Genomic DNA, 23687 nt, shown 5'->3' with positions numbered 1-23687 from the left:
GCGGGGGGTGTTCTTTCCGCCCCTCCCCGGCGCCGCCCCCCGACGCCCCGCGCGCGCCGCCCCCCCCCCCCACCCCGCCCTCCCCACCACCCCCCGCCCCGGCGCCGCGCCCCGGGGCCGCGGGCGCGCCCCCCGGCCCGTACTGCTTCGTCAGCAACCCCGCTCGGTGACGACCGGTTCCGCCGGGTCGAAGTAGTACTCCGGATCCCGGGTGTCCGGTTCGCCGAAGGGGTCGGGCGGGTTGCTGTAGTTGGGTGCGAGGAATCCTCTGTCGTGCAGTGCGCAGTTCACGGAGTAGGTGTGACCGCGCATCTCGCCGTAATAGATCCCCTGCGAGCCGGCGTCGTATCGCGCATCGGAGACCCAGATGTAATCGGCTTCCCAGCGGTCGACCGCGATGATGTCCAGCGGGCCGTCCAACTGCTCCGGATGGTCGGTGTGGAAGGCGTAGGCGACGAGATAGTTGGTCCGGATCACCAGTTCGCCCTCCGCGTTGACGACCGGGGTCATCGACCCGGCGACTCGCGGCGGTACCGGAAGCAACCGGAACCCGGGCGCGATCTTGACACTGATCCACGATGTCTCGGCCTCGTTACCCGGTCGCACCGCCTTGCGGACCTCGGCGGCCTGGTGTGGGGCGAGCTGGGCCAGTACGGGTTCCACATCGTGCGTCTCGAGCACGTGCCGATCCAGCCGGGCCGTGATGATCAGCTGCCGCACCGCCGTCATGGCCGTCGCGACCTCCTCCGCCGAGTACCGGCCGACGGGTACGGCCGGCGGCACCATGATCCCCTCGCCCCACTTCGCGGCGGGGGTATCGGCGAAGGGCCGGGCCGGATCGACCCGCGCGTATTCCCGCAACGGGGGCGTGGCGGATGCGCCTACCTCGGCCGGCGGATCGGCGGTGCGGGAGCCGACGGCCGGTACCAGGATCACCGCGAGCACCACGAAGACGACCGGCATCCCGATCAGCACCGCGATACTGCGCACACGTGGCGAGCCGAGCACTTCCCGCCACCGGGGCCGATGCCGCTGCGTGCGGATCAGCCGATCGGTGGACCGGGGATCGAACGGGTCGGGCGGCATATCGTACATGAGATCCCCCGGATGCCTTGCGGAACAACCGTTCTCATCATATCCCGCCGTACCGACAGAAATGCGGGTTCCGGCGCCGCCCGGGCGGGCACACGGAATCTCCACAATTGTCCCCTGGTCTCTCCACACGGGGTGTCTAGGCTCCCCGGCATGGAACAGAAGGCAGCAGCCGGGGGAACGACCGCGCGGCGGATCCTGGTCGTGGACGACGAGCCCACGATCGCGGATTCGGTGGCGGCGCGGCTACGGGCCGAGGGGTTCACGGTCGAGATGGCACACGACGGCCCGGGGGCCGTGGCGGCGGCGGGCACGTTCCGGCCGGATCTCGTCGTCCTCGACGTGATGCTGCCCGGCTTCGACGGGCTGGAGGTGTGCCGCCGGATCCAGGCCGAACGCTCCGTACCCGTGCTGATGCTCACCGCACGCACCGACGAGACCGATCAGCTCATCGGTCTCGGTGTCGGCGCCGACGACTACCTGACCAAACCGTTCTCCCTGCGGGTGCTCACCGCCCGCGTACACGCCCTGCTGCGGCGGGTCGAACGGGCCGGGTCGCGCGGCGACGCGATCACCGTGGTCGGCGATCTGCGCATCGATGCCGATCAGCGCCGGGTCTGGCGCGGCGGGGTCGAAGCCCAGCTCACCCCGCTGGAATTCGACCTGCTCGCCGCGCTGGCCCAGCGGCCCCGGGCCGTACTCGCCCGCGAGCGGCTGCTCGAAGAGGTATGGGATTGGGCCGATGCCGCGGGCACCCGGGCGGTCGACAGTCATATCAAGGCGCTGCGCCGCAAACTCGGTGCCGACTTGATCCGGACGGTCCACGGTGTGGGCTACGCATTGGAGACCAGATGAGAGAGCCACCGGCCACAGTGCGGGGCGCCGGGACTCAGGACACAGCGGGCGCGCTGAGCACCCTGCGGCGAGCGTCGGACCGGGTCGCCACGATCCTGCCGCGCCCCCTGGACCGGATCCGTTCCATCAAACTGAAACTGGCCGTCCTCATGACTTCCGCCGGCGGGCTCGCCTTCGGCTACTTCCGGTTACAGATCGGCTGGCTACCGCCGATGACCACACTCGCCGCGATGGTGATCGCCCTGGTGTCCTCGCAGTTCCTGGCCCACGGCATCACCATGCCGCTGCGCGAGATGACCGCCGCGGCCCAGCGGATGGCGCGCGGTGACTACACGACCCGGGTGCGCGCGACATCGCGCGACGAAGTGGGGCAACTCGCCGCGGCATTCAACCGGATGGCGGCCGATCTCGCCGCCGCCGACCAGCAGCGCCGCGATCTGATAGCCAACGTCTCGCACGAATTGCGCACGCCGATCACCGCGCTCAACGCCGTCCTGGAGAACCTGGTGGACGGCGTCTCCGAACCCGACCCGAAAACGTTGGAAACCGCACTCGCGCAAACCGAACGGCTGGGCCGGCTGGTTTCCGAACTCCTCGATATCTCCAGTCTCGAGGCGGGTGCGATCCGGCTGGAACGCGACGAGTTCGCCATCGCACCACTGTTCGCGGAAGTGGTGGCCGAGGTGGAGGTCATGACGGCCGCGCTGGGCCGGGGGATCCGGTTCCGCGCTGTCGCCGCCGGCGCCGCCACCGTGTACGCCGATCGCGCCCGCCTGCACCAGGTACTGCTGAACCTGCTGGACAACGCCGCGCGGCACGGTCCGGCGGGCGGGGAGGTCCGGCTGCGGGCGCACCCGGTGGACGGCGATCTGGTCATCGACGTGGAGGACGACGGACCCGGCATACCGCCCGCACAACGCGACCATATCTTCGACCGCTTCACCCGCGGCGGCCGCACCGACGGCGGCGGCACCGGACTCGGGCTCGCCATCGCGCGCTGGGTGATCGAACTGCACCGCGGTTCCATCGCGGTGGCCGATCCCGGCTCCAGGATCCGCGTGATCCTGCCGGCCACCGCGCCGCCCGCCCCCTGACCTCGCCATCCGGACAACCCGGCGGCCGATCGGCGCCGGGTCGACAACGCACACCTTCAGGAGGACTCTCATGCCCGGACGACTCGAACCGGACGACACCCCGAAGCAGCCGGACCCCACGAAACCAGCGGAGTCCTCCGACCCTGCACCATCGACCGACTCGGAAGTAGCTGCCGGGACTCCGGCACCGGCCGACCCGGCCGGAACGCCGGAACCAACGGATCCGGCGGCTTCCACTGCTACGGCGGACACACCCGTCGTAGTCGGCGCTGCCCGGCCGGGCAGTACTCCGACCCCGGCCGCCGCCGGGCAATCCGCTGCCCTACCGGGCATGCCGGCCGCCTCCGAATACGGTTCGCCGGTCGCGGGCAAGCCCGACTCGGCAACGGCCACTGATAAGGAAACCGCCGCGCAGCCGTCCTCCGATGCGGCGCTGTGGGGCCCTGGCAGCCGGGCACAATGGCAGCCGCCCACTGAACAGATCGCACCGGAACACCCGCGCGCCGCGGTCGTCCCGCCGCGCCGGCAGCTGGTCGCCTACCCTGCGGGTGTCCTGCCCGCGGCGGGGATCGCCGGGCTGGTCGCAGCGGCGACCGTACCGCTGGACCGGCCGGGAATCGGCTGGTTGCTGGCGGGTTCCGCGACGGCGGCCGCAGTCGGCGTGGTCCATCGGCGCGCCCGCCGCACCGCCGCACCGGAACAGGGACGGGCCCGGAACCCGGAACGCCTGCTGTGGTCGATCGCGGCAGTGGCGCTGCTGGCGGTCGGTACTTTCCGGGCCGCGGAGTGGTTGTTCGTGCTGTGTGTGGCGGCGGCAGCTGTGGCCGGATCGCTGGCGGTGATCGGCCGGCGGTCCGAGCGCGGGATATTCCGGGAGGCGCTCGCGGTCCCGCTGGCCGCGCCGGCTGCCCTCGCCTGGGTGTACGCCGCCCTGGGCCGGCGCGCCGACGGTACGGGGGCGCGGAATCGGCGGCTCGGGGTCTCGGTGGCCGTCACGGTGGCGTTGCTGGCGGTTTTCGTCCCGTTGCTGGCCGGGGCCGACGCAACGTTCGCCGCGCTCGTCGAGGGGCTGGTGCCGAGTCTGCGCGGTGACACCCTGGTCGCCTGGCTCTTCGTATTCGGTTCGGCAGGTATCGGAACACTGGGTGCGCTGTACCTGCTCGCCGGACCCCCGGCCGCCGCCGGCGCGAACACGACGGCGCCGAACCGAACCCTGGCACGGCTGGAATGGGGGCTGCCGGTCGGCGCGCTGACCGTGGTTTTCGCCCTGTTTCTCGGGGCGCAACTGGTGGCCCTGTTCGGTGGCGACGACTATGTGCAGCGCACCGCCGGCCTGACCTACGCCGAATACGCGCGCGGCGGGTTCTGGCAGCTGTCCGCCGTCACCGTGCTGACCCTCGCCGTCATCCTGCCGGTGCTGCACCGGGCCACGCGCGAGACGGCCGTGGACAGGCTGTGGTTGCGGGGTCTGCTGTGCGCGATCAGCGTGCTCACGCTGGTGATGATCGCCTCCGCCTTCGGACGCATGTGGACCTACCAGCAGGCCTACGGTTTCACCGTGCTGCGGCTGCTGGTCGGCACCTGCGAGCTCTGGCTCGGCGTCGTGTACGTGCTGGTGATCGTCGCGGTCGTGCGCCTGGAAACGGCCTGGCTGCCGCGCACCGCCGTCGCTACCGGGACGGCCGCGCTGCTGGTGCTCGCGGCGGTGAACCCGGAAGGCTTGGTCGCCACCCGCAATATCGATCGCTGGGAGCGCGGCGAGGACCTCGATACCGATTACCTGGCCGGCTTGTCGGCCGATATCGTCCCGGCGATCGACCGCCTGCCCGCCGCGATCCGCATCGACCTGCGCAACCGCCTCGCGCACCAGCTCGACGACGACACCTGGAACAGCTGGAATCTCGCCCGCAACCGAGCCCGGTGACCGTAGCGCGCAGGTCGGCAGCGTGGTGAGCAGCATTCGCGCAGCGGCACCGGTGGGCAGACCGAGCATGGTGCAGGTGCAGTGCGAGCATCGCCGCCAGCGCGATGCCTCCGGTGGATTCGGCACCTGGCATGAAGAAATCAAGCCCGGCCATCGACCCCGCCGGCCGGGTAATCGGCGGTCCACACCCGCTGCCACATATGCCAGTCGGCGGGATGCGCGGCGATACCGGCGGCGAACCGGTCGGCCAGCCGTTGCGTCGTCGGGGCGACACCGCCGGTGGTGTCGATCGGCGCGCCGACCTCGAAACCCCAGCCGTCCGGCGTGAACCAGCAATGCACCGATAAAAGGGGCGCACCGGTGTCGATCGCCAGCTTGGCCGGGCCTGCGGGCATGGTGGCGGGTTCGCCGAAGAACTCGACCGGTACCCCCGCGCCGGACAGGTCGCGCTCCCCCAGCAGGCATACCAGGCCACCCTTGTGGAGCCGGGTGATCAACTGGGCGAACGGTGGCGTCGCACCACCGGTGAGCGGGATGATCTCGAACCCCAGCCGTTCCCGGAACCGGACGAATCGCTGATACAGCGATTCGGGCCGCAGCCGCTCGGCCACGACCGTCGGTGTGCCCACCCGCTGCACCAGCCAGACCCCGGCCAGATCCCAGTTGCCGCTGTGCGGTAGCGCCAGCACCGCGCCCTTACCGCGGGCGACCGCGTCCTGGACGTGGTCGAGCCCGGTGGCGGAGGATTCGATGGTTCCGGCGAGCTGCACCGGGTCCATCGCGGGGAGCCGGAACGCTTCGCACCAGTACCGGGCGTAGGAGCGCAGGCTGTCCCGGATCAACTCGGCGGGGACCGCGTCGGGTGTGGTGCCGAGAACACGGGAAAGGTTGCGGCGCAGCTGTTCCGGTCCTCCGCGGCGCGCGGCGCGATCCGCCACGAGTTCGAACGCGCGCAGCGCCCACCGCTGCGGCAGCAGGCGCACCAGCCGCCACGCGGCCGCGTACCCGAGATCCGCCGCCCGGGCCCCGGCGTTCATTCCGGCACGGCTTCCCGGTACGCCGGCCGGATGGGAATTGCGTTCGAAGTAGTCAATGCCGACACCCTGTACCGTCTCGGTGGATCGCCGGAAGCGAAGCATGAGCAACATGGCACACACGCGCCGCGGCCAACCTGCGAGTATCCGATTCTAGCCATGTGCGCACCCGGCATACTCGCCGAACACTAACTCGTCGCCGCGGGTTCCCGTGCGCGACCACGCCGTCCCGAACCCATCCTCCGGCACCCCTCGGGGTGATCCACCGGCCCGTTCTTCACCGGGCCCGCCGCGTTCGGCACCGCCCATCTCGGCAACACACCGCGCCACCTGGCGAAACTGGCCGAAGCGGCATCTCGCACCTGAGCGCCGCCGCGCCCGGCGTGAGACAGTAGGCGGCGTCAGGATCGGCAGTACGGCAGGAGAGCACAGTGACCGCGGAGGATCGAGCCGGCGGCGCGCAGGACGGCGGTTTACATCGCGGGCTCGGCCTCGCCGACGCCGTGCTCATCGGGCTCGGTGCGATGCTCGGCGCCGGGATCTTCACCGCGCTCGCCCCCGCTGCCCACGCAGCCGGGTCGGGACTGTTGCTCGGGTTGGCGGTCGCGGCGGTCGTCGCCTACTGCAACGCGACCTCGTCCGCCCGGCTCGCCGCCCGCTACCCCGCGTCCGGCGGCACCTACGTGTACGGGCGGGAACGACTCGGCGAGTTCTGGGGTTATCTGGCCGGATGGGCGTTCGTGGTCGGCAAGACCGCGTCGTGCGCGGCGATGGCGCTCACCGCGGGGCTCTACGTCTGGCCGGAGTACGCGCACGCGGTGGCGGTCGGTGCGGTGCTCGTGCTGACCGCGGTCAACTATGCCGGTATCCAGAAATCGGCCGGTCTCACGCGCGTCGTCGTCGGTATCGTCCTGGCGGTACTGGCGGCGGTCGTGGTGGCCGCGTTCGGGTCCGGCGCCGCCGATACCGGACAGCTGCGACTCGGTACCGATATCAGCGTCACCGGGGTGCTGGAGGCCGCGGGGCTGTTGTTCTTCGCCTTCGCCGGTTACGCGCGGATCGCCACCCTCGGTGAGGAGGTCCGCGATCCCGCCCGCACCATCCCGCGCGCCGTCCCCATCGCTTTGGCCGTCACGCTGGGCACATACACGCTCGTCGCCGTGGCCGCCCTGACGGTGCTGGGTCCGGCCCGGCTCGCTGCGGCGGCCGCCCCGCTGTCGGAGCTGGTGCGGGCCGCGGGGGCCGGATGGCTCGAGCCGGTGGTGCGGGCCGGCGCCGCGGTGGCCGCGCTGGGCGCGCTGCTGGCGCTGATTCTCGGAGTCTCGCGCACGACGCTGGCGATGGCCCGCGACCGGCACCTCCCCCACGCGCTGGCCGCCGTCCATCCGCGTTTCGCGGTCCCGCACCGGGCCGAGATCGCGGTCGGTGTGCTCGTCGCCGCGGTGGCCGCGACCGCCGATATCCGTGCCGCCATCGGGTTCTCCTCGTTCGGCGTACTGCTCTACTACGCCGTCGCCAACGCTTCGGCCGCCACCCTGACCCGCGCGGAGAACCGGCCCCCGCGCGCGATCCCGGTACTCGGCTTCACCGGCTGCCTCGTCCTGGCGTTCACCTTGCCGCCGACCTCGGTATTCGCCGGTGCGGTCGTCGTCGCGGCGGGCGCACTCTTCTACGGAGTGCGCCGCGCCGTCTCGGGTCGCCGCTCGGCGTGACCTGCGGCGGGCCGGGCCCTACTCGACCGCGCCGGCCCCGAGTTCGGCGACGGCGGCCCGGGTGGCGGCGGCGAGCAGGGCGCTGTCGGGTTGCGCGTCCTGCTGGGGTTTGGTGCTCAGCACCGCGATGACGAGCGGTTCCCGGCCCGGCGGCCAGGCGACGGCGACGTCGAGGGCGGAACCGTAGGCGGGCGTACCGGTCTTGTGTCCGACGACCCACTCGGCGGGTAGACCGGCCCGGATGCGGTCCGCGCCGGAGGCGGTGGCGATCAGCCAGGACCGCAACTGTTCCCGTTCGGGATCGGCGAGGGCATCACCCAGTACGAGGGCCCGGTAGTCGGCGGCCAGTGCGGCGGGGGTGGTGGTATCGCGCTCATCGCCCGGTATCGCGGTGTTCAGCTCGGTTTCCCAGCGGTCCAGCCGGGAGACGTCGTCACCGAGCGTGCGCAGGAACGCCGTGAAGCCCGCGGGGCCGCCGAGAAGTTTCAGGATCTGGTTACCGGCGGTGTTGTCGGAAACGGTGATCGCCGCGTGGCAGAGATCGGCCACCGTCATCCCGGTATCGACGTGCTGTTCGGTCACCGGCGAGTAATCGACGAGTTCGTGTCGCGGATAGTGGATCACCTGCTCGAAGAACCCCGACGACAACGGATGCGCGTGCAGCAGGGCGCCACAGGCGAGACCTTTGAACGTCGAGGCCATCGGGAACCGCTCGTCGGCGCGATGGGCGACACTGCGGCCGGTCCCGGTATCGAGCGCGAAAACGCCCAGCCGGGCACCGTGTGACGCCTCCAGGTCGGTGAAAGCCTGGGACGCCGCCGATGCGGTGGCACTCACGGATTCGGTCGCCGCGGGAGATTCGGGGGCAGTGGTGCAGGCCGCGGTGATCAGCAGCGCGGACGCTGCCAGCACCGCGGCCGGCACCCGTCGGTGGTTCCGGCGGCCCGGCCGGAGGGAAAGAGAGAAGTTCACCGCCGCAGAACATCACCGTGCCGCGGCCGGGGCAAATACGGCAACCGTCCGGGTACCAGTCGGGTTGGATATCGTCGCAGTTCAGGGCGGGTTCGCATGGCCCGGCGCCGATCCGGGCCCACCGGCCGCCACCTGCGGCGAGCTCCCTACTCGCGCAGGCCGAACCGGTCGTGGAAACGGCGGAGCGGGCCGGGTGCCCACCAGTTCGCATGACCCGCGAGACGCATGAGAGCGGGGGCGAGGACGCCGCGCACCACCGTGGCATCGACGGCGACGGTGAGCGCCATACCGATACCGAGCTGCTGGAGAAAAGCGACCCCGCCCGTGGCGTACACGGCGAACGACGCGGCCAGGATCAGTGCGGCGGCGGTGATCAGCGGTGCGGACCGGGCGATACCGCGGGGGACGGAACCGATCGGGTCACCGGTTCGGTCGTAATCCTCTTTGATCCGGGCCAGCAGGAAGACTTCGTAGTCCATGGACAGGCCGTAGGCGATACAGAACATCAAGATCGGGATACTCGGTTCGATGACGCCGGTCGGGGTGAAGCCGAGCAAACTGGCCAGTGCACCGTTCTGGAAGCCCCAGACCAGTACGCCGAACATGATCGTCATCGACAGCAGGTTGAGCACCGAGGCCTTCAGCGGCGCGAGCACGCTGCCGGTCATCAGGAACAGCACGGCGAAGGTGACGAGCATGATGAGCGCGGCGACCAGCGGTAGCCGCGCCACGACACCGTCGCGGTAGTCGATGAGTTCGGCCGGGTAGCCGCCCACCAGAAGATCGAAAGGCGCCGCGGCGGCCCGGACGTCGCGCACCAGTCCGCCGGGGTCATCGGCGAGCCGCTCACCGGTCGGCACCACACGTAACCAACCGGCGTCGCCGCTCGGGAGACGAGAAGGATCCGGGCTTCCCGCACCGGCGGCACCCGGCCCGGACGAACCGCCGGCCGAATCCACCCGCAGCACACCGGGAAGCGCGGACAACCGCTCGGCGTAGGCGGCGAGTTCGGCGGTTCCGGCGTGCGGGGCCACCACATGCAGTGCGTCGGCTTCCTCGGTGACGAACTCGGCCCGAATCGTGTCGTACATCACGCGCACGGACTGTCCGGAACCGACCACCCGGTCATCCGGTGGCCCGAAGTTCACACCCAGCGCGGGCGCGCCGAGCAGCAGCAGCACCAGCAGCGCCGAACCGCCGGTCACCACCGGCCGGCGCATCACGTACTCGGCTGTGCGGAACCAGAAGCCCTGTTCGGGAACGGGGACGGGCCGCTTCGGCAGCGCGCGCCGGCCCAGCAGCATCAGAGCGGCGGGCAGAATCACCACCGCGCCGAGCACAGCGGTCACCGCGACCGCGATCCCCGCGTAGGCGAACGACGACAGGAACGGGAACGGGAAGGCGAACAGCACCGCCAGGCTGGTACCCACGGTCGCGGCGCTGAACGCCACGGTGCGCCCCGCCCGCGCCACCGCCCGGCGCACCGCGACGGGAACGTCGTGCCCGGCTGTCAGTTCCTCCCGGAAGCGGTAGAGCACGAACAGGCCGTAGTCGACGCCGAGACCGATGCCCATGACGAGTGCGATATTCGCCGCGAACGTCGACACCTCGGCGAAACCGGTGATCATCCGCAGCGCGGCGAGCGTGCCGACCACACAGAACAACCCGATGCCGACGATGATCAGTGCCACCGCGATCCGCCGGAGCACGAAGGCCAGCAACACGAACACCAGGGGCAGCACGATCAGTTCCGCGCGCAGGAAATCCGCCGACGCTTGGGCGGCGACATCGCGGAAGACCTCGTCGGCACCACCGAGCGTGAGTGACACCGCCGGGTCGGTGACGGCGTCGATGATCTGCGCCTCGATACCGGGCAGGATCTCCGAACGCACCTGGTCGGCGTCGCCGGGTACCCAGGCCAGGATCAGCGCGTGTCCGAAATCTCTGGCGGCCAAGGTGTCCGGCGCGTCTTCCTGCCAGAACGACCGGACGTCACCCACGCCCGGGTACCGGGCGAGGTCGTCGGTGAGCCGTGCGCCGACGGCGGCCACGCCGGCATCGCGTACATCACCGCTCGCGGCGGTGACCAGGATCGCGACATTGGCCGTTCCGGTGCCGAATCGGTCGGCCAGTACCGCGGCGGCAGCGGCCGATTCGGCGTGCGGGTCTTCGAATCTGTTCAGCGACAGCGCATTCATCGCACCGCTCGCTACGGCTGCCAACAGCAAGAATGCCGCCACCGCGGCGGTGATCAGTGAGCGGGGATGGTGGGTGACCAACCGTCCGAGCATGGGCCGTCCCTCTGGTAATCTCCGGAATATACGAGTAAGTACTCGCAAGTTGACCCAACAATACGAGTGAATGCTCGCATTTTCAAGAGGAGGGTGCGTGACCGAGGTGCGCCGCCAGGAACGCGGCCGCCGCCGCATCGAGCAGATCCTGCTCGCGGCAGCGGAGGTCTTCGCCGAACGCGGCTACGAAAACGCGACCACCAATGCGGTCGCCGCCGCCGCGGGCATCTCCCCGGGCTCGCTCTACCAGTACTTCCGCAACAAGGACGAACTCGCCGCAGCTCTCGCCGAGCTGTATCGGGAAAGGCTCGTGGCCTTCCGCGCCACCTTCGAAACCGGCTCCGGCCCAGCAGATCTGGACGTCCTCCTGAACCAGGTCCTCGGCCCCTTGGTCGAATTCAATCTCGCGAACCCGGGCTTCAAGGCCTTGTTCGCGCGCACCGATATGCCCGCCGCCCTGCGAGCGGCCGTCGCCCCCGCCCACCAGGCCATCCACCACCAGGTGGAAACCCTCATCGGCACGATCTTCCCCGAACTCTCCCCCGCGGACCGGTCCCGCACGACCGCGGTCGCCATCCAGACGCTGCGCGGCATGATGCCGATGATCGTCGAAGCCCCCGAATCCGACCGGCCGGCCTTGGTCGAGGAACTCCGCCTCGTCCTCCGCTCCTACCTGCTGGCCCGCGCCGGCCGCTGACCCCTCAGCTGTCGACCGGCCGGATTCAGCGGGCGGCGATGAGGTCCAGTGTCGCGTCCAGGACGGCGCGGTCGGCCGAGCCGGGGACCAGAATGAATTCGTCGAGCCCGGCCGCTTCCGCGGCGTCCAGGGTTCGGTGCAGGGCGGCGGCGTCGTGGGTCTTCATGGCCGAAGCGGCCGCCGCGGCATTGCCCGAGCCGAGAAAGTCCAGGTATTCCGCGGTGAAGCTGTGCAACACGGTGCGGGACTCCGGAATCCCGAGGACGTAGAAACAACCGCTCACCAAGCGGGGCGGTTCGCGATCCGCGTCGGCCCAGGCGCGGCGGGCGGCGCCGGCCGACCACGCGATCTCATCCGGTACCCCGCCCACACTGAAGGCGACCACCCCGTCGGCCCACCGCGCGGCACGGGCCAGTGATTTGGGCCCGAGTGCGCCCGCCAGCACCGGCGGCCCGCCCGGCTGGACACACGGCGGGCCCACCGGATCGGCACCGTCGAACGGCGCCTTCCCCGCCCACAGCGACCGTAGCTCCGCAACAGCTCGATCCAGCCGTTCGTGGCGACGCTCCGGCCCGGCCCCGAGGCTGCGATAGTCGCCACCGCGCCCGCCGACGCCGACACCCAGGGTGAAGCGGCCTTCGGAGAGAACGTCGATCGTCGCGGCCTGTTTGGCAACCAGCGCCACCGGATGTGCCGGGAGCACCGCGACATTCGCGACGATCCGCACCCGCTCGGTCACCGCGGCGGCGGCCGCGAGGGTCGTCCACATCTCTTGGTTGTGGTACGTCATGCGTTCACCACAGGAAATGCTCGAGACCGGTGCCTGGTCCGCCAGACGGGACCATTCGACGGTGGCCGACCGGTCGTAACCTCGGCACATGGTGGGCAGCGCGATCCCGATATCCATCGCCCCAGCATCGGGCACGGAGCCGATCTTCGCAAGAACACGTTCCAGTTTTCGGGTCGGGCGTGATCGGGTCGGCTCGCGGTACCACGGGTTCCGGCGCGGACGCGGCGGGGTCGCGATGATCCGGCCACCCCGCGAATATCGCAGTATCGCCCGCGCGCCGGCATGTGCTGATACAACTGACTGCGGCCGATGTCATACGCCGGGCGACGCCGCCCGCCGAGCGAGAGGGTTGTCCGGTGGACAAGGACTCCTACCAGAAGTTGTTCGACCTCAGCGCCCGGACCGCGATCATCACCGGCGGAACCCGCGGGATCGGGCTGGCGCTGGCCGAGGGGTTCGCCTGCGCCGGCGCCAACCTCGTGGTGGCGAGCCGCAAACCGGAGGCCTGCGAGAAGGCCGCGTCGCGGTTGCGGGAACTCGGTGCGGAAGCCATCGGTGTGCCGACTCATCTCGGCGAGGTGAGCGCCCTGCACCAGCTGGTGGAGACCACGGTGGCGAAGTTCGGCGGGATCGATATCGTCGTCAACAATGCCGCCAACGCGCTGGCGCAGCCGCTGAGCGGTATGCAGCCGGAGGCGGTCGAGAAATCGTTCGCGGTGAACGTGCAGGGGCCGCTGTTCCTGGTGCAGGCGGCCCTGCCGTATCTGCGGGCCAGCGAGCATGCGGCCGTGCTCAACTTCGGTTCGGTCGCGGCGATGCAGTTCGCGCCCGCGCTGTCGATGTACGCGGCGGGTAAATCGGCGCTGCTGTCGTTCACCCGTTCCATGGCCGCCGAATTCGCCGCCGACGGTATCCGCGTGAACGCGATGGCGCCGGGCGCGGTGGATACCGATATGGTCCGCAAGAATCCGCCGGAGTTCATCGCGGCGATGGCCGGGGCGTCGCTGCTGGGCCGCCTCGCCGAACCCGACGAAATGGTGGGCGCGGCACTGCTGCTGTGTTCGGACGCGGGCAGTTTCATCACCGGCCAGACCTTCCTCGTCGACGGCGGCACCGTCGCCCGCTGACCCCGCTCCGGAAAGGCCCCCACCGTGTCCGCACTCGCCACCGAATACCTGCCCTCCGGCGTCGTCGTCCTGACCATCGACCGCCCGCACCGGCGCAACGCCCTCGACAATCAGACGGTCGCCGAACTGCACACCGTGCTCGACGAGATCAACGGCAAACCCGAGGTCCGCGCCGTGGTCATCACCGGCGCCGGCGCCGGCTTCTCCGCCGGAGCCGACCTCAAAGCGACGCCGGCCGATTTCACCGCCACCGACGCCTCCCCGACCGCGGCTCTGCTGGGCGCGGTCCGTTCACCGGTCGCCCGGATCTACGCCTCCCAGGAATTGATGGCGTCGGCGTTCGAGAAGATCCACCGCCTCCGCCAGCCCGTGATCGCCGCGGTGAACGGCGCCGCGGTCGGTGGCGGTTTCGCCCTGGCGCTCGCCTGCGATATCCGTTTCGCGAGCCCCGCGGCGAGTTTCGGCGCCGTTTTCATCCGGCACGGCATCTCGGCCTGCGATATGGGCACCAGTTACCATCTGCCGCGCCTGGTCGGCGCCTCTCGTTCGGCCGAACTCCTGCTCACCGGCCGGATTTTCGATGCGGCGGAGGCCGAGCGAATCGGGCTGGTCCTCGAGGTGACCGGCACCGACGACCTCCTCGAGCGCGCTGTCGCCAAGGCCACGGAAATCGCCCGGCACTCCCCGCTGGCGGTGTGGATGACGAAGGAAACCATGTGGCAGACCGTCGACTCCCCCAGCCTCCGGCACGCTCTCGATATCGAGAACCGCACGCAGGTGATGTGCAGCGCCACCGGCGATCTCGACACCTCTTTCGCCGCCTTCCGGGAAGGAACCGGTACCAGCTGGGGGCCGTTGTGAGTAATACGCCGCCGCTGCCTCTCCCATACCAGGAGCCGATTTCCGCGATCAGTTCTGGCGCGGGAGAAGTTCGGTGACGAACCGATCCAGGAATCCGTCGGCCGGCTCACCGGCCGTGGGCACCACCACGAATTTGCTGAGCCCGGCCGCGATATAGCGGTCGATCAGCCGGTGCAGCTCCGGCCAGCCGCCCGCCACCAGATCCGCGGGATCGACCTCGGGGCGCTGGTGCCGGATTCGTGCCGCGAGCGGCGCGGGCACACCGCCCTCGGCGAGCAGCAGGGTTATCCCGAAATGGTCGTCCTCGATCGCCCGGCCGGCGGCGGCCGCCTCGGTATTGATCGCCGCCACTCCGGCCGCGGCCTCGTCAGGAGTGAGGAAACTGCCGAGCCAGCCGTCGCCGTAGCGGCCGATACGGCGGAACGCACCCGGCGCCCGGCCGCCGAGCCAGATATCCAGCGGCCGCGCCGGACGCATCCCCACGCCGGCCCCGCGGACCGAGAAATGGTCCCCGTCGAAATCCACCTCGTCCTCGCGCAGCACCGCCCGCAGCAGTCGCAACGCCTCGTCGAATACGTCACCGCGCCGGCCCGTCACCGGGAAAAGGTCCAGTTCACCCGCGCCGGCCGGGCGCAACCCGAACACCGGCAGCACCCGTTTGGGCGCGAGTACCGCCAGCGACGCCAGCTGCTTGGCCACCAGCACGGGGTGCCGGCCCGGCAGGATCGCCACCGAGGTCCCGACCTTGAGCCGTTCGGTGCGCGCCAGCGCCGTCGCCATGCCCACCACCGGATCCACCGCGGGCGAATAGACCAGTTCGGAGAACCACAGCGAATCCACCCCGGCTTCCTCGAGCCGATCCACCAGCGCGGGCAGACTCCCCGGATCGGTTTCCGAACCCGTCCCGATGCCGAAGCGGATCTTCACCTGGCGCTCCTCTCGAGCAAGCCGTCGCCGATACGATTCCTCCCACAACAACGCGGCCCACACCCGGCATTCCGATCGGCTCGAAGCACACGGGACGACGCCGGTGTCAACGCGTGCCGCGCGCATCGGGTCGCCCGGCCGGCAGCAGGCTGCTGCACAGCGGCCGGGGCCGAACTTCATTCCCACCCCGAGTTCGGCGGTCGCCCCGCCGGCACGCGCTCTTCTCACCCGCCTCGAAGCCAAGGGCACGACCGACCTCGCCGTCCCAGCCCCTCCGTCACCGCCCCGGAACACCACCGGCTCCACGCCGGCACCAGAACTTCGGACGTTCTCGCCCGCCGAGGCCGATCGTCTACAACGCTCGCCCCGACGGCGCCGGATCCGGGCGGCCCACCGCGCAATTCCGATGCACGGAACCGGTTTCCCACGCCCAGTACCCAGCCGGCCGAGCCGAGGCCCGGGTGCGGTTCCGCCGCACCCGGGCGTAACGGAACCGCCGAGCGGCCAGGATCGTCAGGACGAGCCGTCCCGCGGCTGGGTGCGAACCTCCGGCGGGGGCACCGGCGCGGCAGCACTCGGGGGCGGACCCGCGCTTTCCGTGGCAGGCGTCTCCGATGTCCCGCTGTCGGAGGGTTCGCCTTCGGCAGGCGGCTCTCCTTCGGCAGGTGGTTCACCCGCAGCAGGCGGCTCGCCTTCAGCAGGCGGTTCACCTTCAGCAGGCGGTTGCCCCTCACCAGGAGGCGCACCCTCGGCCGGGGGTTCGCCCTCAGCAGGTGGTTCACCCGCAGCAGGCGGCTCGCCTTCAGCAGGCGGCTCGCCTTCTCCAGGAGGCGCACCCTCGGCCGGGGGTTCGCCCTCAGCAGGAGGCTCACCGGCAGGAGGCGCACCCTCGGCAGGCGGCTCGCCTTCGCCGGGAGGCGCACCCTCGGCAGGAGGCTGACCTTCGCCAGGGGGCGTGCCTTCATCAGGCGGCGCGCCTTCAGCGGGAGGTGTACCGGCCGGCGGCGGCCCTGGGTTGGGAGCCGGCGCCGAGGGCGGCGGTTTGGGTTCGTCCTTCTTGTCCGACTCGTCGTCGCCTTCGCTGTCCCCTTCGGAGTCACCCCCGGCGAGGTTGGACATCATGCTGGCCAATAGGAACGGCGTCATCATGTCCCCGCCACCGGCCGTCGGTGTCGGAGTCGGCGTCGGCGTCGGAGTCGGTGTGGGGGTCGGCTCGGGACTGGGATCGGGGTCCGGTGTGCTGTCGGAATCATCCGAATCGCCGGTGCCCGACCCGAGTTCTTCAGCCGAGAGTTCACCCGACCCGAGCCCGTCCGGTCCGAACAGTCCCGACTCATCGTCCGCTCCGATGTCGTCCGCTCCGATGTCGTCCAGTCCGATGTCATCCAGCCCGAGACCACCGTCGCCCGAATCGTCTTCGGTACCGCTCGGCCCAGGATCGTCCGCACCACCGAAGTAGGGCGGGTCGTAGCCGCCGCCATCGTCCTCGTCGTCAGGCTCGGGTTCGGGCTCTTCCTCGTACGGAGTTTCCTCCTCCGGAGCAGACTCCTCACCAAGTAGCGGCGGCCGCACTTCCGTCTGGTCGGGAACCTCAGAGGCCTCATCTCCGATGTTCTGTCCCAGCAGGAAGGCACCACCGATACCAACAGCGGCGAGCCCACCGCCGACCATCATCCCCTTACTGGGTTTCCAGCCCGAACCACTACCGGAACCCGAACCATCGCCCGAGCCCGAACCATCGCCCGAGCCCGAACCATCGCCCGAGCCCGAACCACTACCACTGCGGCCACCATCGCCATCAGCACTACGGCCACCATCGCCATCAGCACTACGGCCACCATCGCCATCAGCACTACGGCCACCATCGCCATCAGCACTGCGACCACCATCGCCATCAGCACTACGGCCACCATCGCCATCAGCACTGCGACCACCATCGCCATCAGCACCCTCGGGGCGAGGCGGTGCGGTCTCGGGACCTGCTGTGACCTGAGCCCGCTCTTCGGGACTTTCGTTCCCGCGATCCTGGCCACCGGTACCACCTTCAGCACCGGAGCTGTCATCCGGCCTACTGTCCGTGCCTCCAGTGGCAGCCGAATCTCTTCCGCTCACATCCGGATTCCGACCGCCGGCCGGAGACTGCGCAGCAGCGGGGGAGCCGGCCGCGCCGGGAGCTGGAGCGACAGATGGTGCTCCAGTCGCCGCTTGGCTCTGATCAGCTCCCGCCCCCTCGTCGGTCGTGGACGGCCGATCGCCACTCGCCGGGTTTTCTCCCGCCTGTCGATCGGTACCCGATCCATCATCCCCAGAGCTTCGCCCGTCGGATTCACTACGGCCCGGCGACCCACTGCTCGGATCGCCGGGTTCGGATGACCCCTGGCGCCCGGGGTCGCTGTTCCTGTCGGCATCCGGTGTTGGACTGGGCGTAGCGCTGCCCGAACCGTCACCGGCATCGCCACGCCCCTGCGCACGCGCAACCGCCTCCGGCGACACCGGATCCAACCGCGCCGCCACAGTGTCGGCATTGGTGGCCGATTCGATCGCCTTCTTAGCAGCGCCGACGGTGGCGTCCCACTGACGCTGGGCTGCCTCCAACATGCCTTTGGCGACCTCTACGGCAGGGTCCAGAAGTACCTTTTTGGCAGCCTGCGCCATGTTCACTATTACGTCCTCCAACCCGGAATCGGGCTTCCGCTGTTACCCGCTTGCCACATCCGAAGGCATGTTGGTGCCGGTCGATGGGCGGACACGGACACATCGCATCTCGCGGCAGACCAGATGGATGCTTGTCGGCACGCCCGAGCATGAAGAGTTGCTACCCACCCGCCCGAACTCGTCATACCGCGCTCTACCCGTGCCGGAGCACCAGCCGTGGCCTCGCACCACTCTTCAGCTACCGCCAGGGCCGACGGGCCGGCCGTGCCGAGTGCGGTTCGCCCCGCCCCGGACTCCCCATATTCGGGGCAGTGGGAACCGGCGCGCCAGTCACCGACCTGTTGAGAACTCCCGTGCACCTCGGTGCATTTGCTTGCACGGCCTCCGGAAAAACGCACCCAGATCACTCCGCCCCCGATCGACGGCCGGTGGCCGGGGTTGGTTCGGCAGGTATCGGCGCCGGTTCAGCCGGTACGTCTCGTCCCGCGTCGCCGGTGGTTGCCTCGTCTGTGGGTGGTGGGGTGGGGGGCGTCGGGGTGTCCGGCGCAAACACCTGCGCTGCACTGCCGACATCGGATCTCGGCTGCTGGACCGATTCGCCACGGTCGCCGGTGTCGGCAGGTGGGGTTGCTGTCACCTGCACCTCGGGACGTTCGGTGGCCGGCGCGACACGCGCCGGTTTCTTGCCGCCCCGCGACCATGGCGTCGTGCGGGTCGAGCCAGTGGACGACTGCTGGGTAGCCGGCCCCGCACCGGCCGGGCCACGTCCTGCGCCTCCCTGGGGTTTGCTCGCTGCACTGTCGGCAGAACGCTGACTGCTGTTCTGCGCCGACGCCGGCTGCGACTGCCCCGGTGTCGCTGCCGCGGATTGCGCAGCCCCCGCTGGTAGCACACCTTCGCCAGTTCCCCTTCCGGGTTGCACCGATTCAGTTCGTTCCGACCCCTGGTCGGCAAAGTGGCTGTCACCGGTCGATTCGCCGTTCGAAGAGATCCGAGCTTGTTCGGAGGGGTCGATTCCGGCCGGCACGGGAGCGCCCGCCGAGCTCGATGCAGCGCCCGGCGCGGCAGCCGGGGCGGCATCGGGGGAAGCGGCCGGTGAATGCTGCGACTCGCCGGCCCGCTGGCCCGTGTCGCCTGGGGCGCCGGTGTTGCCCGTAGTCTGCTGCCCTGGAGCGGAAGAGCCACCGTCCGAGGGTTTTTCCGCAGTCGTTTCCACGCCCGGATGCTGCATTTCCGGCATCCAGCTCGGCATTGCGCGCATCATTTCCGGCACCCAGCTCGGCAGTGTGCTCGGCAGGGCGCCGGGTTGTGCCGGAACGACCAGTGGCTCGTCGGTAGCCGGGTAGGGCCAATCCGCTGCGGGGACTTCCAATCCCGGCGTAGAGAAATCCAGCTGCTCGAGCTTCTCGCCGAGTTTCTGGCCGTGCGAGGCCATCTCATCGGCATGCTTTGCCAGATCCTGCGCGTAGCGCGAAACCGCTTCGGGATCGAGGTGGTACTTCGACGGGCCGCCGGGCGACTGCGGCAGGGCGAAATCGGGCGGGAGCAGAGAATCGCGAATGAGCCGATCGAGCTTCTCCACCATCGGTTCGAGCGCCTTGGCCGAAACCTCGGCGACGAGGTACCACATTATTGTCTCGGCCACTTTTTTCAGTAGCCATCTTGCCGCGGCGGCGATCATCGGCCCGGTCACCGCGCCCGCGGGTGTGAACATGCTCGCGACGAAACTCGCCGCGAGCGCGGCGAGTTCGATGAGTACCGCGATCTGTATTGCTTCGATGACGTCTGCCCCGATATCGAGCGCGGTCGCAGCTACGTCGAGCGCGGAATCCAGGTCCGCCATTTTCTCCTGGCGGTGAGCCCAGAGCACCATAATCGTCTGGTAGGAATTACCAGACATTGCCGATCCCATGTCGCCGAGAGTGTTCGTCGCTGCGTCGAAGGAATCGCGGACGTCGGCGGCGAACTCACGGATGTCGTCACTCAGCTCACGGACCTGGTCCACATCGATATCGGGATACGGGATGCCACATACGTTGAGAAAGAGCACGACCTCACTGGGTAGGTGAATACTCAAATCTCGGACCTCTTCATCGCGTAGGTCCTGGCGAGCAATCCGAGCGCGCCGGCCTCGAGGTATATCGAGCCGGCCCGGAACGGCTCCCGTTGTTGTACAGCGCCTTACCTGTCACCGACATCAGCAGACCACCGGGAACAGGTACCTCAGGAGTCGAAGCATCGCGGGATGCGGATGGAGCTGCAGCAACATTCGGACTACCCGCACCTCGTTCCGTTCGGAATTCGACCTCGGCCGAGGCCGCCCCCGCCGGCGGCCGACGCGGCCCCGAAAGACAACCCAAACCAAGCGTAGAACCCCCGCCCCCGGCGCGCCCGCCCCGCGTCCCCCGGCGGCCCCCCCCCCAAAACCCCCGCGGCGCCGAAGGCGCCGCAGATCTACTCAGTACCTCCGGATGGGATCGCCGGTACCGGTGGTGATGAGCCGCGGCAGACTTTCGGTGATGTAGAAGGTCCAGCCACGTGAGCACGCCGTGAAACACTCGGATTCGGCCGCCGTGAGCCCTTCGTGCGTGAAGTGCAGCGTTGTCCCCCGTGCGTCGGTGGTGAGTTCGAAGATGACACGGGTATCGGTCCACTCGCCGTGATCTTCGATGAAGGTGAGCTCGGAATCGACCACCTTCCAGACCATCCGCCGGCCCGGCACCACCTCGGTGATCTGGAACCGGGCGAAACGGATGCCGTCCTTGCCCTTGGCGGACTCGCCGGCGTACGCGCTGTCGTCGGTGAAAACGAATTCGTCGTACAGGGCGGCCGTCTCGCCGATGAGGTTTTCGTTCCACCATCCGCGCACGTCGGTGATGGCCGCGAAGACCTCCTCCGGCGTCCGGTCGACGGTCGTGGTGGCGGTCAGGTACTCGGTGTTCGACATCGTCGTTATCCCTTTCTGTCTGTGGGTTCACCCCACCGACGAAGGAGACGGACTCGGATGGACATCGATTACGGAGAAATCCGGAAAATCGTTGAAGGCACCGCCGCACCGGTCAAAGACTGCGGAGGCGATCCGTCAGATAACGCTGCTCGGCCTCGGTCGGCGCCAGTTCCAAGGCCTCCGCATAGGACGCGGCGGCCTCGGTGCGGCGTCCGTCCCGGCGGAGAAGGTCGGCTCGGGTCGCCGGCAGCAGGTAGTAGCCGGCGAGCTCGCCGGACGCCGCGAGCTTCTCGACGAGGGCGAGTCCGGCGGCAACGCCCTCGGCCATCGCGACCGCGACCGCCCGGTTGAGTTCCACGACCGGGGAGGGAGCCAATCGGGCCAGCTCGGCGTAGAGGCGGGCGATCTGGGGCCAATCGGTGGCCGCCGCCTCGGGCGCGGTGGCATGGCAGGCGGCGATCGCGGCTTGCACCTGATACGGGCCGGAACGACGCCTGGCCAGCGCTTCGTCGAGTGTCGCGATACCTTCGGCGATCAGCGCGTGGTTCCACCGGGATCGATCCTGGTTCTCCAGGGTGACCAGGACGCCTTCGTCGACACGGCTCGGGCGGCGGGCCTCGAGCAACAGCATCAACGCCAGCAGCCCGCGTGCCTCGGCCTCGGCGGGCAGCAGCCGGACCAGCATCCGTGCGAGGTGGATACCCTCGGCGGTCAGCGCGCGCGACTCGTCCGCTTCGCTGTAGCCCTGATTGAAGATCAAATACAGTACCGCGAGGACGGCGTTCAACCGCTCCGCCAGCAGATTCGCCGGTGGTACCCGGTACGGGATCCCCGCCTCGACGATCTTGCGCTTTGCCCGTACCAGGCGTTTGGCCATCGCCGGTTCGGCAGTCAGGAACGCCTTGGCTATCTCCGCCGTGCTGAGTCCGGCCAACGTCCGCAGCGTCAGAGCGACCCTGGCGGGGAACGGGAGCGCGGGATGGCAGCAGGTGAAGATCAGTCGCAGCCGCTCGTCGGGAACCTCGGCCGGTACCGGCTCGATCGAGTGCCGTTCCAGCACGGCGAGCTGCCGCAGTTTGGCCGCCCCCGTGGCGTCGCGCCGCAGCCGATCGGTCGCCCGGTTCCGGGCCGCCGTCGTGAGCCACGCGCCCGGACGCTCCGGAACCCCGTCGCGCGCCCACGTTGCCAGCGCGGCCGCGAAGGCGTCTTGCGCACAGTCCTCGGCCAGGTCCCAGTCTCCGGTCAGCCCGATCAGAGTGGCGACCACCTGCCCCCATTCGTGCCGGTACGCCGCGTCGACCGCGGTACGGACGTGCTTCGGCGCGGTCATTCCCAGACGGGTCGGACTTCGACACATCCCCGGCTCGCGTAGGGGTGCCGGGCCGCGATCGCGAGCGCGTCGTCCAGATCGGCGCATTCGATGATGTCGATGCCGCCGATGAAGTCTTTCGTTTCGGCGAACGGACCGTCGGATACCAGGGTCTCGCCGTCCCGGACGCGGACCGTTGTCGCGTTCGCCACCGGGCGCAGCCGCGCACCGCCGAGGGCGGCTCCCCGCCGAGCCACCTCGGCGTCGTACGCGCGATATGCCGGGTCCGCCGCGATCTCCGCCATGGAAGGCGAATCCTTTTCGTCGTCGCAGATCAGCAACACGTACTTCATGTCCCCACTATGCCCTACTCCCCGACCTGCTCCGACGGTCCACCGCGTCCCCGTCTCGCGGGCCTCTCGCGCGCGGGCAACCACCGGGCAGAGGTAGGAAATCCGATCCGCCGGACGTGTGGACCCACCTCGAGCGCCGCGATAGGCCGCTGTAGATCGGTGATCCGGGCGGCCCGCTCATGCGCGACAGCCTCGGCCACGTGGGCGCGCCGGCGCGCGTCGGGCCGTAGCGCGACGACACCCCGAGCGGAACCGGTACCGGCCCAGCACCGGCACCCGCGCCGCCCCCGCGGCCCGCTCCAAGCATCCGGGGATGCCGTCGTGGATCGACTCGGCGCCGCCGGGCAGGTCAGGTCTGCGGTGGGCCGGTGCGGCACGGCCTGGGCCGGGCCAGCGCCCTGCTGCCGGGTACATCATCGGCGAGGCGCTGAACTGTGGCGCGCAGCCAGTGGAAGCCCGGCCGTCGGTGCGCGCGGCCCGCCGACTGCCCGGACCGCCGCCGACCGAACCGTCGAGCGCCCACGGTGGCGCCCGATGCGGTGCGGTCAGCGGCGACGGTTCCTGGGCTGCCAGACGACCAGGGCGGTATTGCGCTGGGGCGGGATCAGTTCCGGGCGGTAATCCGGCCGGGACCGCTCCCGTTCCAATGCCGCGCTGAGTTCCGCGACGCGCTGCTGGAGTTCGCTCACCTGGTTGGTGAGTTCGATGATGCGTTTGATCCCGGCCAGGTTGACACCTTCGTCCTGGGAGAGCCGCTGCACCTCGCGCAGCAGCTCCACGTCCCGCTCCGAATAGCGCCGGCCACCACCCGAAGTGCGCTGCGGCGTAACCAATCCCAGCCGGTCGTAGGTGCGCAACGTCTGCGCGTGCATACCGGCCAACTGGGCGGCCACCGAGATCACGAAGTACTCGGGGGGGGGGGGGGCCCCCGCCCCGGCGGGCCCCGGGGGCCCCGGGGGGGGGGGTTGGGGGGCGGCCCCGGGCCCCCCCCGGGGGGGGGGGGACCCCGGGGGCGTGAAGCGCGGCGCGGCCCCCGGGGACCGGGCG

20 protein-coding genes are annotated in these 23687 nt (G+C 69.9%); 7 read left to right on the top strand and 13 right to left on the bottom strand.

Annotated elements, in window-relative coordinates; all coding sequences use genetic code 11:
* Nucleotides 1-150: 150 nt before the first annotated feature.
* Nucleotides 151-1086, bottom strand: a complete 936-nt coding sequence (locus QH276_RS01560; RefSeq protein WP_280406567.1) for a hypothetical protein — start codon at nucleotides 1084-1086, stop codon at nucleotides 151-153.
* A gap of 159 nt (nucleotides 1087-1245) precedes the next feature.
* Between QH276_RS01560 and QH276_RS01555 the strand changes: the two genes are divergently transcribed.
* The 3 genes from QH276_RS01555 (at nucleotide 1246) to QH276_RS01545 (ending at nucleotide 4965) form a co-directional block, all read left to right on the top strand.
* The gene (locus QH276_RS01555) at nucleotides 1246-1947 is read left to right on the top strand and encodes a response regulator transcription factor (RefSeq protein ID WP_280400946.1); all 702 of its coding nucleotides are present in this window, start codon (nucleotides 1246-1248) and stop codon (nucleotides 1945-1947) included.
* A 149-nt stretch (nucleotides 1948-2096) separates the two neighbouring features.
* Complete coding sequence (locus QH276_RS01550; protein WP_432278696.1) at nucleotides 2097-3041, top strand: HAMP domain-containing sensor histidine kinase; 945 nt, start codon at nucleotides 2097-2099, stop codon at nucleotides 3039-3041.
* 331 nt (nucleotides 3042-3372) lie between these two features.
* Nucleotides 3373-4965 carry a DUF4153 domain-containing protein gene (locus tag QH276_RS01545; RefSeq protein WP_280400944.1) on the top strand — a complete coding sequence of 531 codons (1593 nt, stop codon included), beginning with the start codon at nucleotides 3373-3375 and terminating at the stop codon, nucleotides 4963-4965.
* Between the two features lie 140 nt (nucleotides 4966-5105).
* On the opposite strand, the gene QH276_RS01540 is transcribed toward QH276_RS01545, so the two are convergent.
* Nucleotides 5106-6002: a phosphatidylinositol mannoside acyltransferase gene (locus QH276_RS01540; RefSeq protein ID WP_280400948.1), complete on the bottom strand. Its 897-nt coding sequence runs from the start codon at nucleotides 6000-6002 to the stop codon at nucleotides 5106-5108.
* A 428-nt stretch (nucleotides 6003-6430) separates the two neighbouring features.
* Here QH276_RS01540 and QH276_RS01535 point away from each other — a divergent pair, with 428 nt between their 5' ends.
* Complete coding sequence (locus QH276_RS01535; RefSeq protein ID WP_280400943.1) at nucleotides 6431-7711, top strand: APC family permease; 1281 nt, start codon at nucleotides 6431-6433, stop codon at nucleotides 7709-7711.
* 18 nt (nucleotides 7712-7729) lie between these two features.
* Here the strand turns inward: QH276_RS01535 and bla are convergent, their stop codons facing one another.
* A complete protein-coding gene (bla, locus tag QH276_RS01530; protein WP_280406566.1) occupies nucleotides 7730-8623 on the bottom strand; it encodes a class A beta-lactamase in 894 nt (297 codons plus the stop codon).
* Between the two features lie 206 nt (nucleotides 8624-8829).
* Nucleotides 8830-10974 carry an MMPL family transporter gene (locus tag QH276_RS01525; protein ID WP_280400941.1) on the bottom strand — a complete coding sequence of 715 codons (2145 nt, stop codon included), beginning with the start codon at nucleotides 10972-10974 and terminating at the stop codon, nucleotides 8830-8832.
* Between the two features lie 97 nt (nucleotides 10975-11071).
* On the opposite strand from QH276_RS01525, the gene QH276_RS01520 reads away from it, so the two are divergent.
* Complete coding sequence (locus QH276_RS01520) at nucleotides 11072-11671, top strand: TetR/AcrR family transcriptional regulator (RefSeq protein ID WP_280400940.1); 600 nt, start codon at nucleotides 11072-11074, stop codon at nucleotides 11669-11671.
* Nucleotides 11672-11696: 25 nt separating this feature from the next.
* Here QH276_RS01520 and QH276_RS01515 read toward each other — a convergent pair whose 3' ends face one another.
* Nucleotides 11697-12578 carry an LLM class flavin-dependent oxidoreductase gene (locus QH276_RS01515; protein ID WP_280400939.1) on the bottom strand — a complete coding sequence of 294 codons (882 nt, stop codon included), beginning with the start codon at nucleotides 12576-12578 and terminating at the stop codon, nucleotides 11697-11699.
* Nucleotides 12579-12817: 239 nt separating this feature from the next.
* Here QH276_RS01515 and QH276_RS01510 point away from each other — a divergent pair, with 239 nt between their 5' ends.
* Complete coding sequence (locus tag QH276_RS01510; protein WP_280400938.1) at nucleotides 12818-13588, top strand: SDR family NAD(P)-dependent oxidoreductase; 771 nt, start codon at nucleotides 12818-12820, stop codon at nucleotides 13586-13588.
* 24 nt (nucleotides 13589-13612) lie between these two features.
* Nucleotides 13613-14449: an enoyl-CoA hydratase/isomerase family protein gene (locus tag QH276_RS01505; RefSeq protein WP_280400937.1), complete on the top strand. Its 837-nt coding sequence runs from the start codon at nucleotides 13613-13615 to the stop codon at nucleotides 14447-14449.
* 48 nt (nucleotides 14450-14497) lie between these two features.
* Here QH276_RS01505 and QH276_RS01500 read toward each other — a convergent pair whose 3' ends face one another.
* From QH276_RS01500 to QH276_RS01465, 8 genes are all read right to left on the bottom strand, one after another.
* Nucleotides 14498-15376 carry a TIGR03854 family LLM class F420-dependent oxidoreductase gene (locus tag QH276_RS01500; protein WP_280400936.1) on the bottom strand — a complete coding sequence of 293 codons (879 nt, stop codon included), beginning with the start codon at nucleotides 15374-15376 and terminating at the stop codon, nucleotides 14498-14500.
* A 513-nt stretch (nucleotides 15377-15889) separates the two neighbouring features.
* Nucleotides 15890-17050: a hypothetical protein gene (locus tag QH276_RS01495; protein WP_280400935.1), complete on the bottom strand. Its 1161-nt coding sequence runs from the start codon at nucleotides 17048-17050 to the stop codon at nucleotides 15890-15892.
* Entirely contained in the window at nucleotides 17047-17439 is a 393-nt protein-coding gene (locus QH276_RS01490) for a hypothetical protein (protein ID WP_280406565.1), read from the bottom strand. The genes QH276_RS01495 and QH276_RS01490 overlap by 4 nt, the downstream gene beginning before the upstream one ends.
* A 995-nt stretch (nucleotides 17440-18434) precedes the next feature.
* Nucleotides 18435-20108: a hypothetical protein gene (locus QH276_RS01485; protein WP_280400933.1), complete on the bottom strand. Its 1674-nt coding sequence runs from the start codon at nucleotides 20106-20108 to the stop codon at nucleotides 18435-18437.
* 381 nt (nucleotides 20109-20489) lie between these two features.
* Complete coding sequence (locus tag QH276_RS01480; protein ID WP_280396518.1) at nucleotides 20490-20978, bottom strand: SRPBCC family protein; 489 nt, start codon at nucleotides 20976-20978, stop codon at nucleotides 20490-20492.
* Between the two features lie 112 nt (nucleotides 20979-21090).
* Nucleotides 21091-22308: an RNA polymerase sigma factor gene (locus QH276_RS01475; RefSeq protein WP_280396519.1), complete on the bottom strand. Its 1218-nt coding sequence runs from the start codon at nucleotides 22306-22308 to the stop codon at nucleotides 21091-21093.
* Nucleotides 22305-22640, bottom strand: a complete 336-nt coding sequence (locus tag QH276_RS01470) for a YciI family protein (protein WP_280396520.1) — start codon at nucleotides 22638-22640, stop codon at nucleotides 22305-22307. The genes QH276_RS01475 and QH276_RS01470 overlap by 4 nt, the downstream gene beginning before the upstream one ends.
* Before the next feature lie 545 nt (nucleotides 22641-23185).
* Nucleotides 23186-23542, bottom strand: coding sequence for a heat shock protein transcriptional repressor HspR (locus QH276_RS01465; RefSeq protein ID WP_280406564.1), 357 nt, complete (start codon nucleotides 23540-23542; stop codon nucleotides 23186-23188).
* Between the last annotated feature and the right edge of the window lie 145 nt (nucleotides 23543-23687).

The sequence above is a fragment of the Nocardia carnea genome, from assembly GCF_029869215.1.
In the GTDB taxonomy this organism is placed as follows: domain Bacteria; phylum Actinomycetota; class Actinomycetes; order Mycobacteriales; family Mycobacteriaceae; genus Nocardia; species Nocardia carnea_B.
The sequence above is the reverse complement of the archived record's forward strand: the minus strand, read 5'-3'. Positions and strand labels throughout refer to the sequence as shown.

Coding starts and splice junctions, on each gene's coding strand:
- QH276_RS01550 (WP_432278696.1), top strand. CDS start 2,097: ATGACTTCCGCCGGCGGGCTCGCCTTCGGCTACTTCCGGTTACAGATC.
- QH276_RS01470 (WP_280396520.1), bottom strand. CDS start 22,640: ATGAAGTACGTGTTGCTGATCTGCGACGACGAAAAGGATTCGCCTTCC.
- QH276_RS01540 (WP_280400948.1), bottom strand. CDS start 6,002: ATGAACGCCGGGGCCCGGGCGGCGGATCTCGGGTACGCGGCCGCGTGG.
- QH276_RS01555 (WP_280400946.1), top strand. CDS start 1,246: ATGGAACAGAAGGCAGCAGCCGGGGGAACGACCGCGCGGCGGATCCTG.
- QH276_RS01495 (WP_280400935.1), bottom strand. CDS start 17,050: ATGATGGTCGGCGGTGGGCTCGCCGCTGTTGGTATCGGTGGTGCCTTC.
- QH276_RS01525 (WP_280400941.1), bottom strand. CDS start 10,974: ATGCTCGGACGGTTGGTCACCCACCATCCCCGCTCACTGATCACCGCC.
- QH276_RS01545 (WP_280400944.1), top strand. CDS start 3,373: ATGCCGGCCGCCTCCGAATACGGTTCGCCGGTCGCGGGCAAGCCCGAC.
- QH276_RS01560 (WP_280406567.1), bottom strand. CDS start 1,086: ATGCCGCCCGACCCGTTCGATCCCCGGTCCACCGATCGGCTGATCCGC.
- QH276_RS01480 (WP_280396518.1), bottom strand. CDS start 20,978: ATGTCGAACACCGAGTACCTGACCGCCACCACGACCGTCGACCGGACG.
- QH276_RS01515 (WP_280400939.1), bottom strand. CDS start 12,578: ATGGATATCGGGATCGCGCTGCCCACCATGTGCCGAGGTTACGACCGG.
- QH276_RS01475 (WP_280396519.1), bottom strand. CDS start 22,308: ATGACCGCGCCGAAGCACGTCCGTACCGCGGTCGACGCGGCGTACCGG.
- QH276_RS01490 (WP_280406565.1), bottom strand. CDS start 17,439: ATGACAGCTCCGGTGCTGAAGGTGGTACCGGTGGCCAGGATCGCGGGA.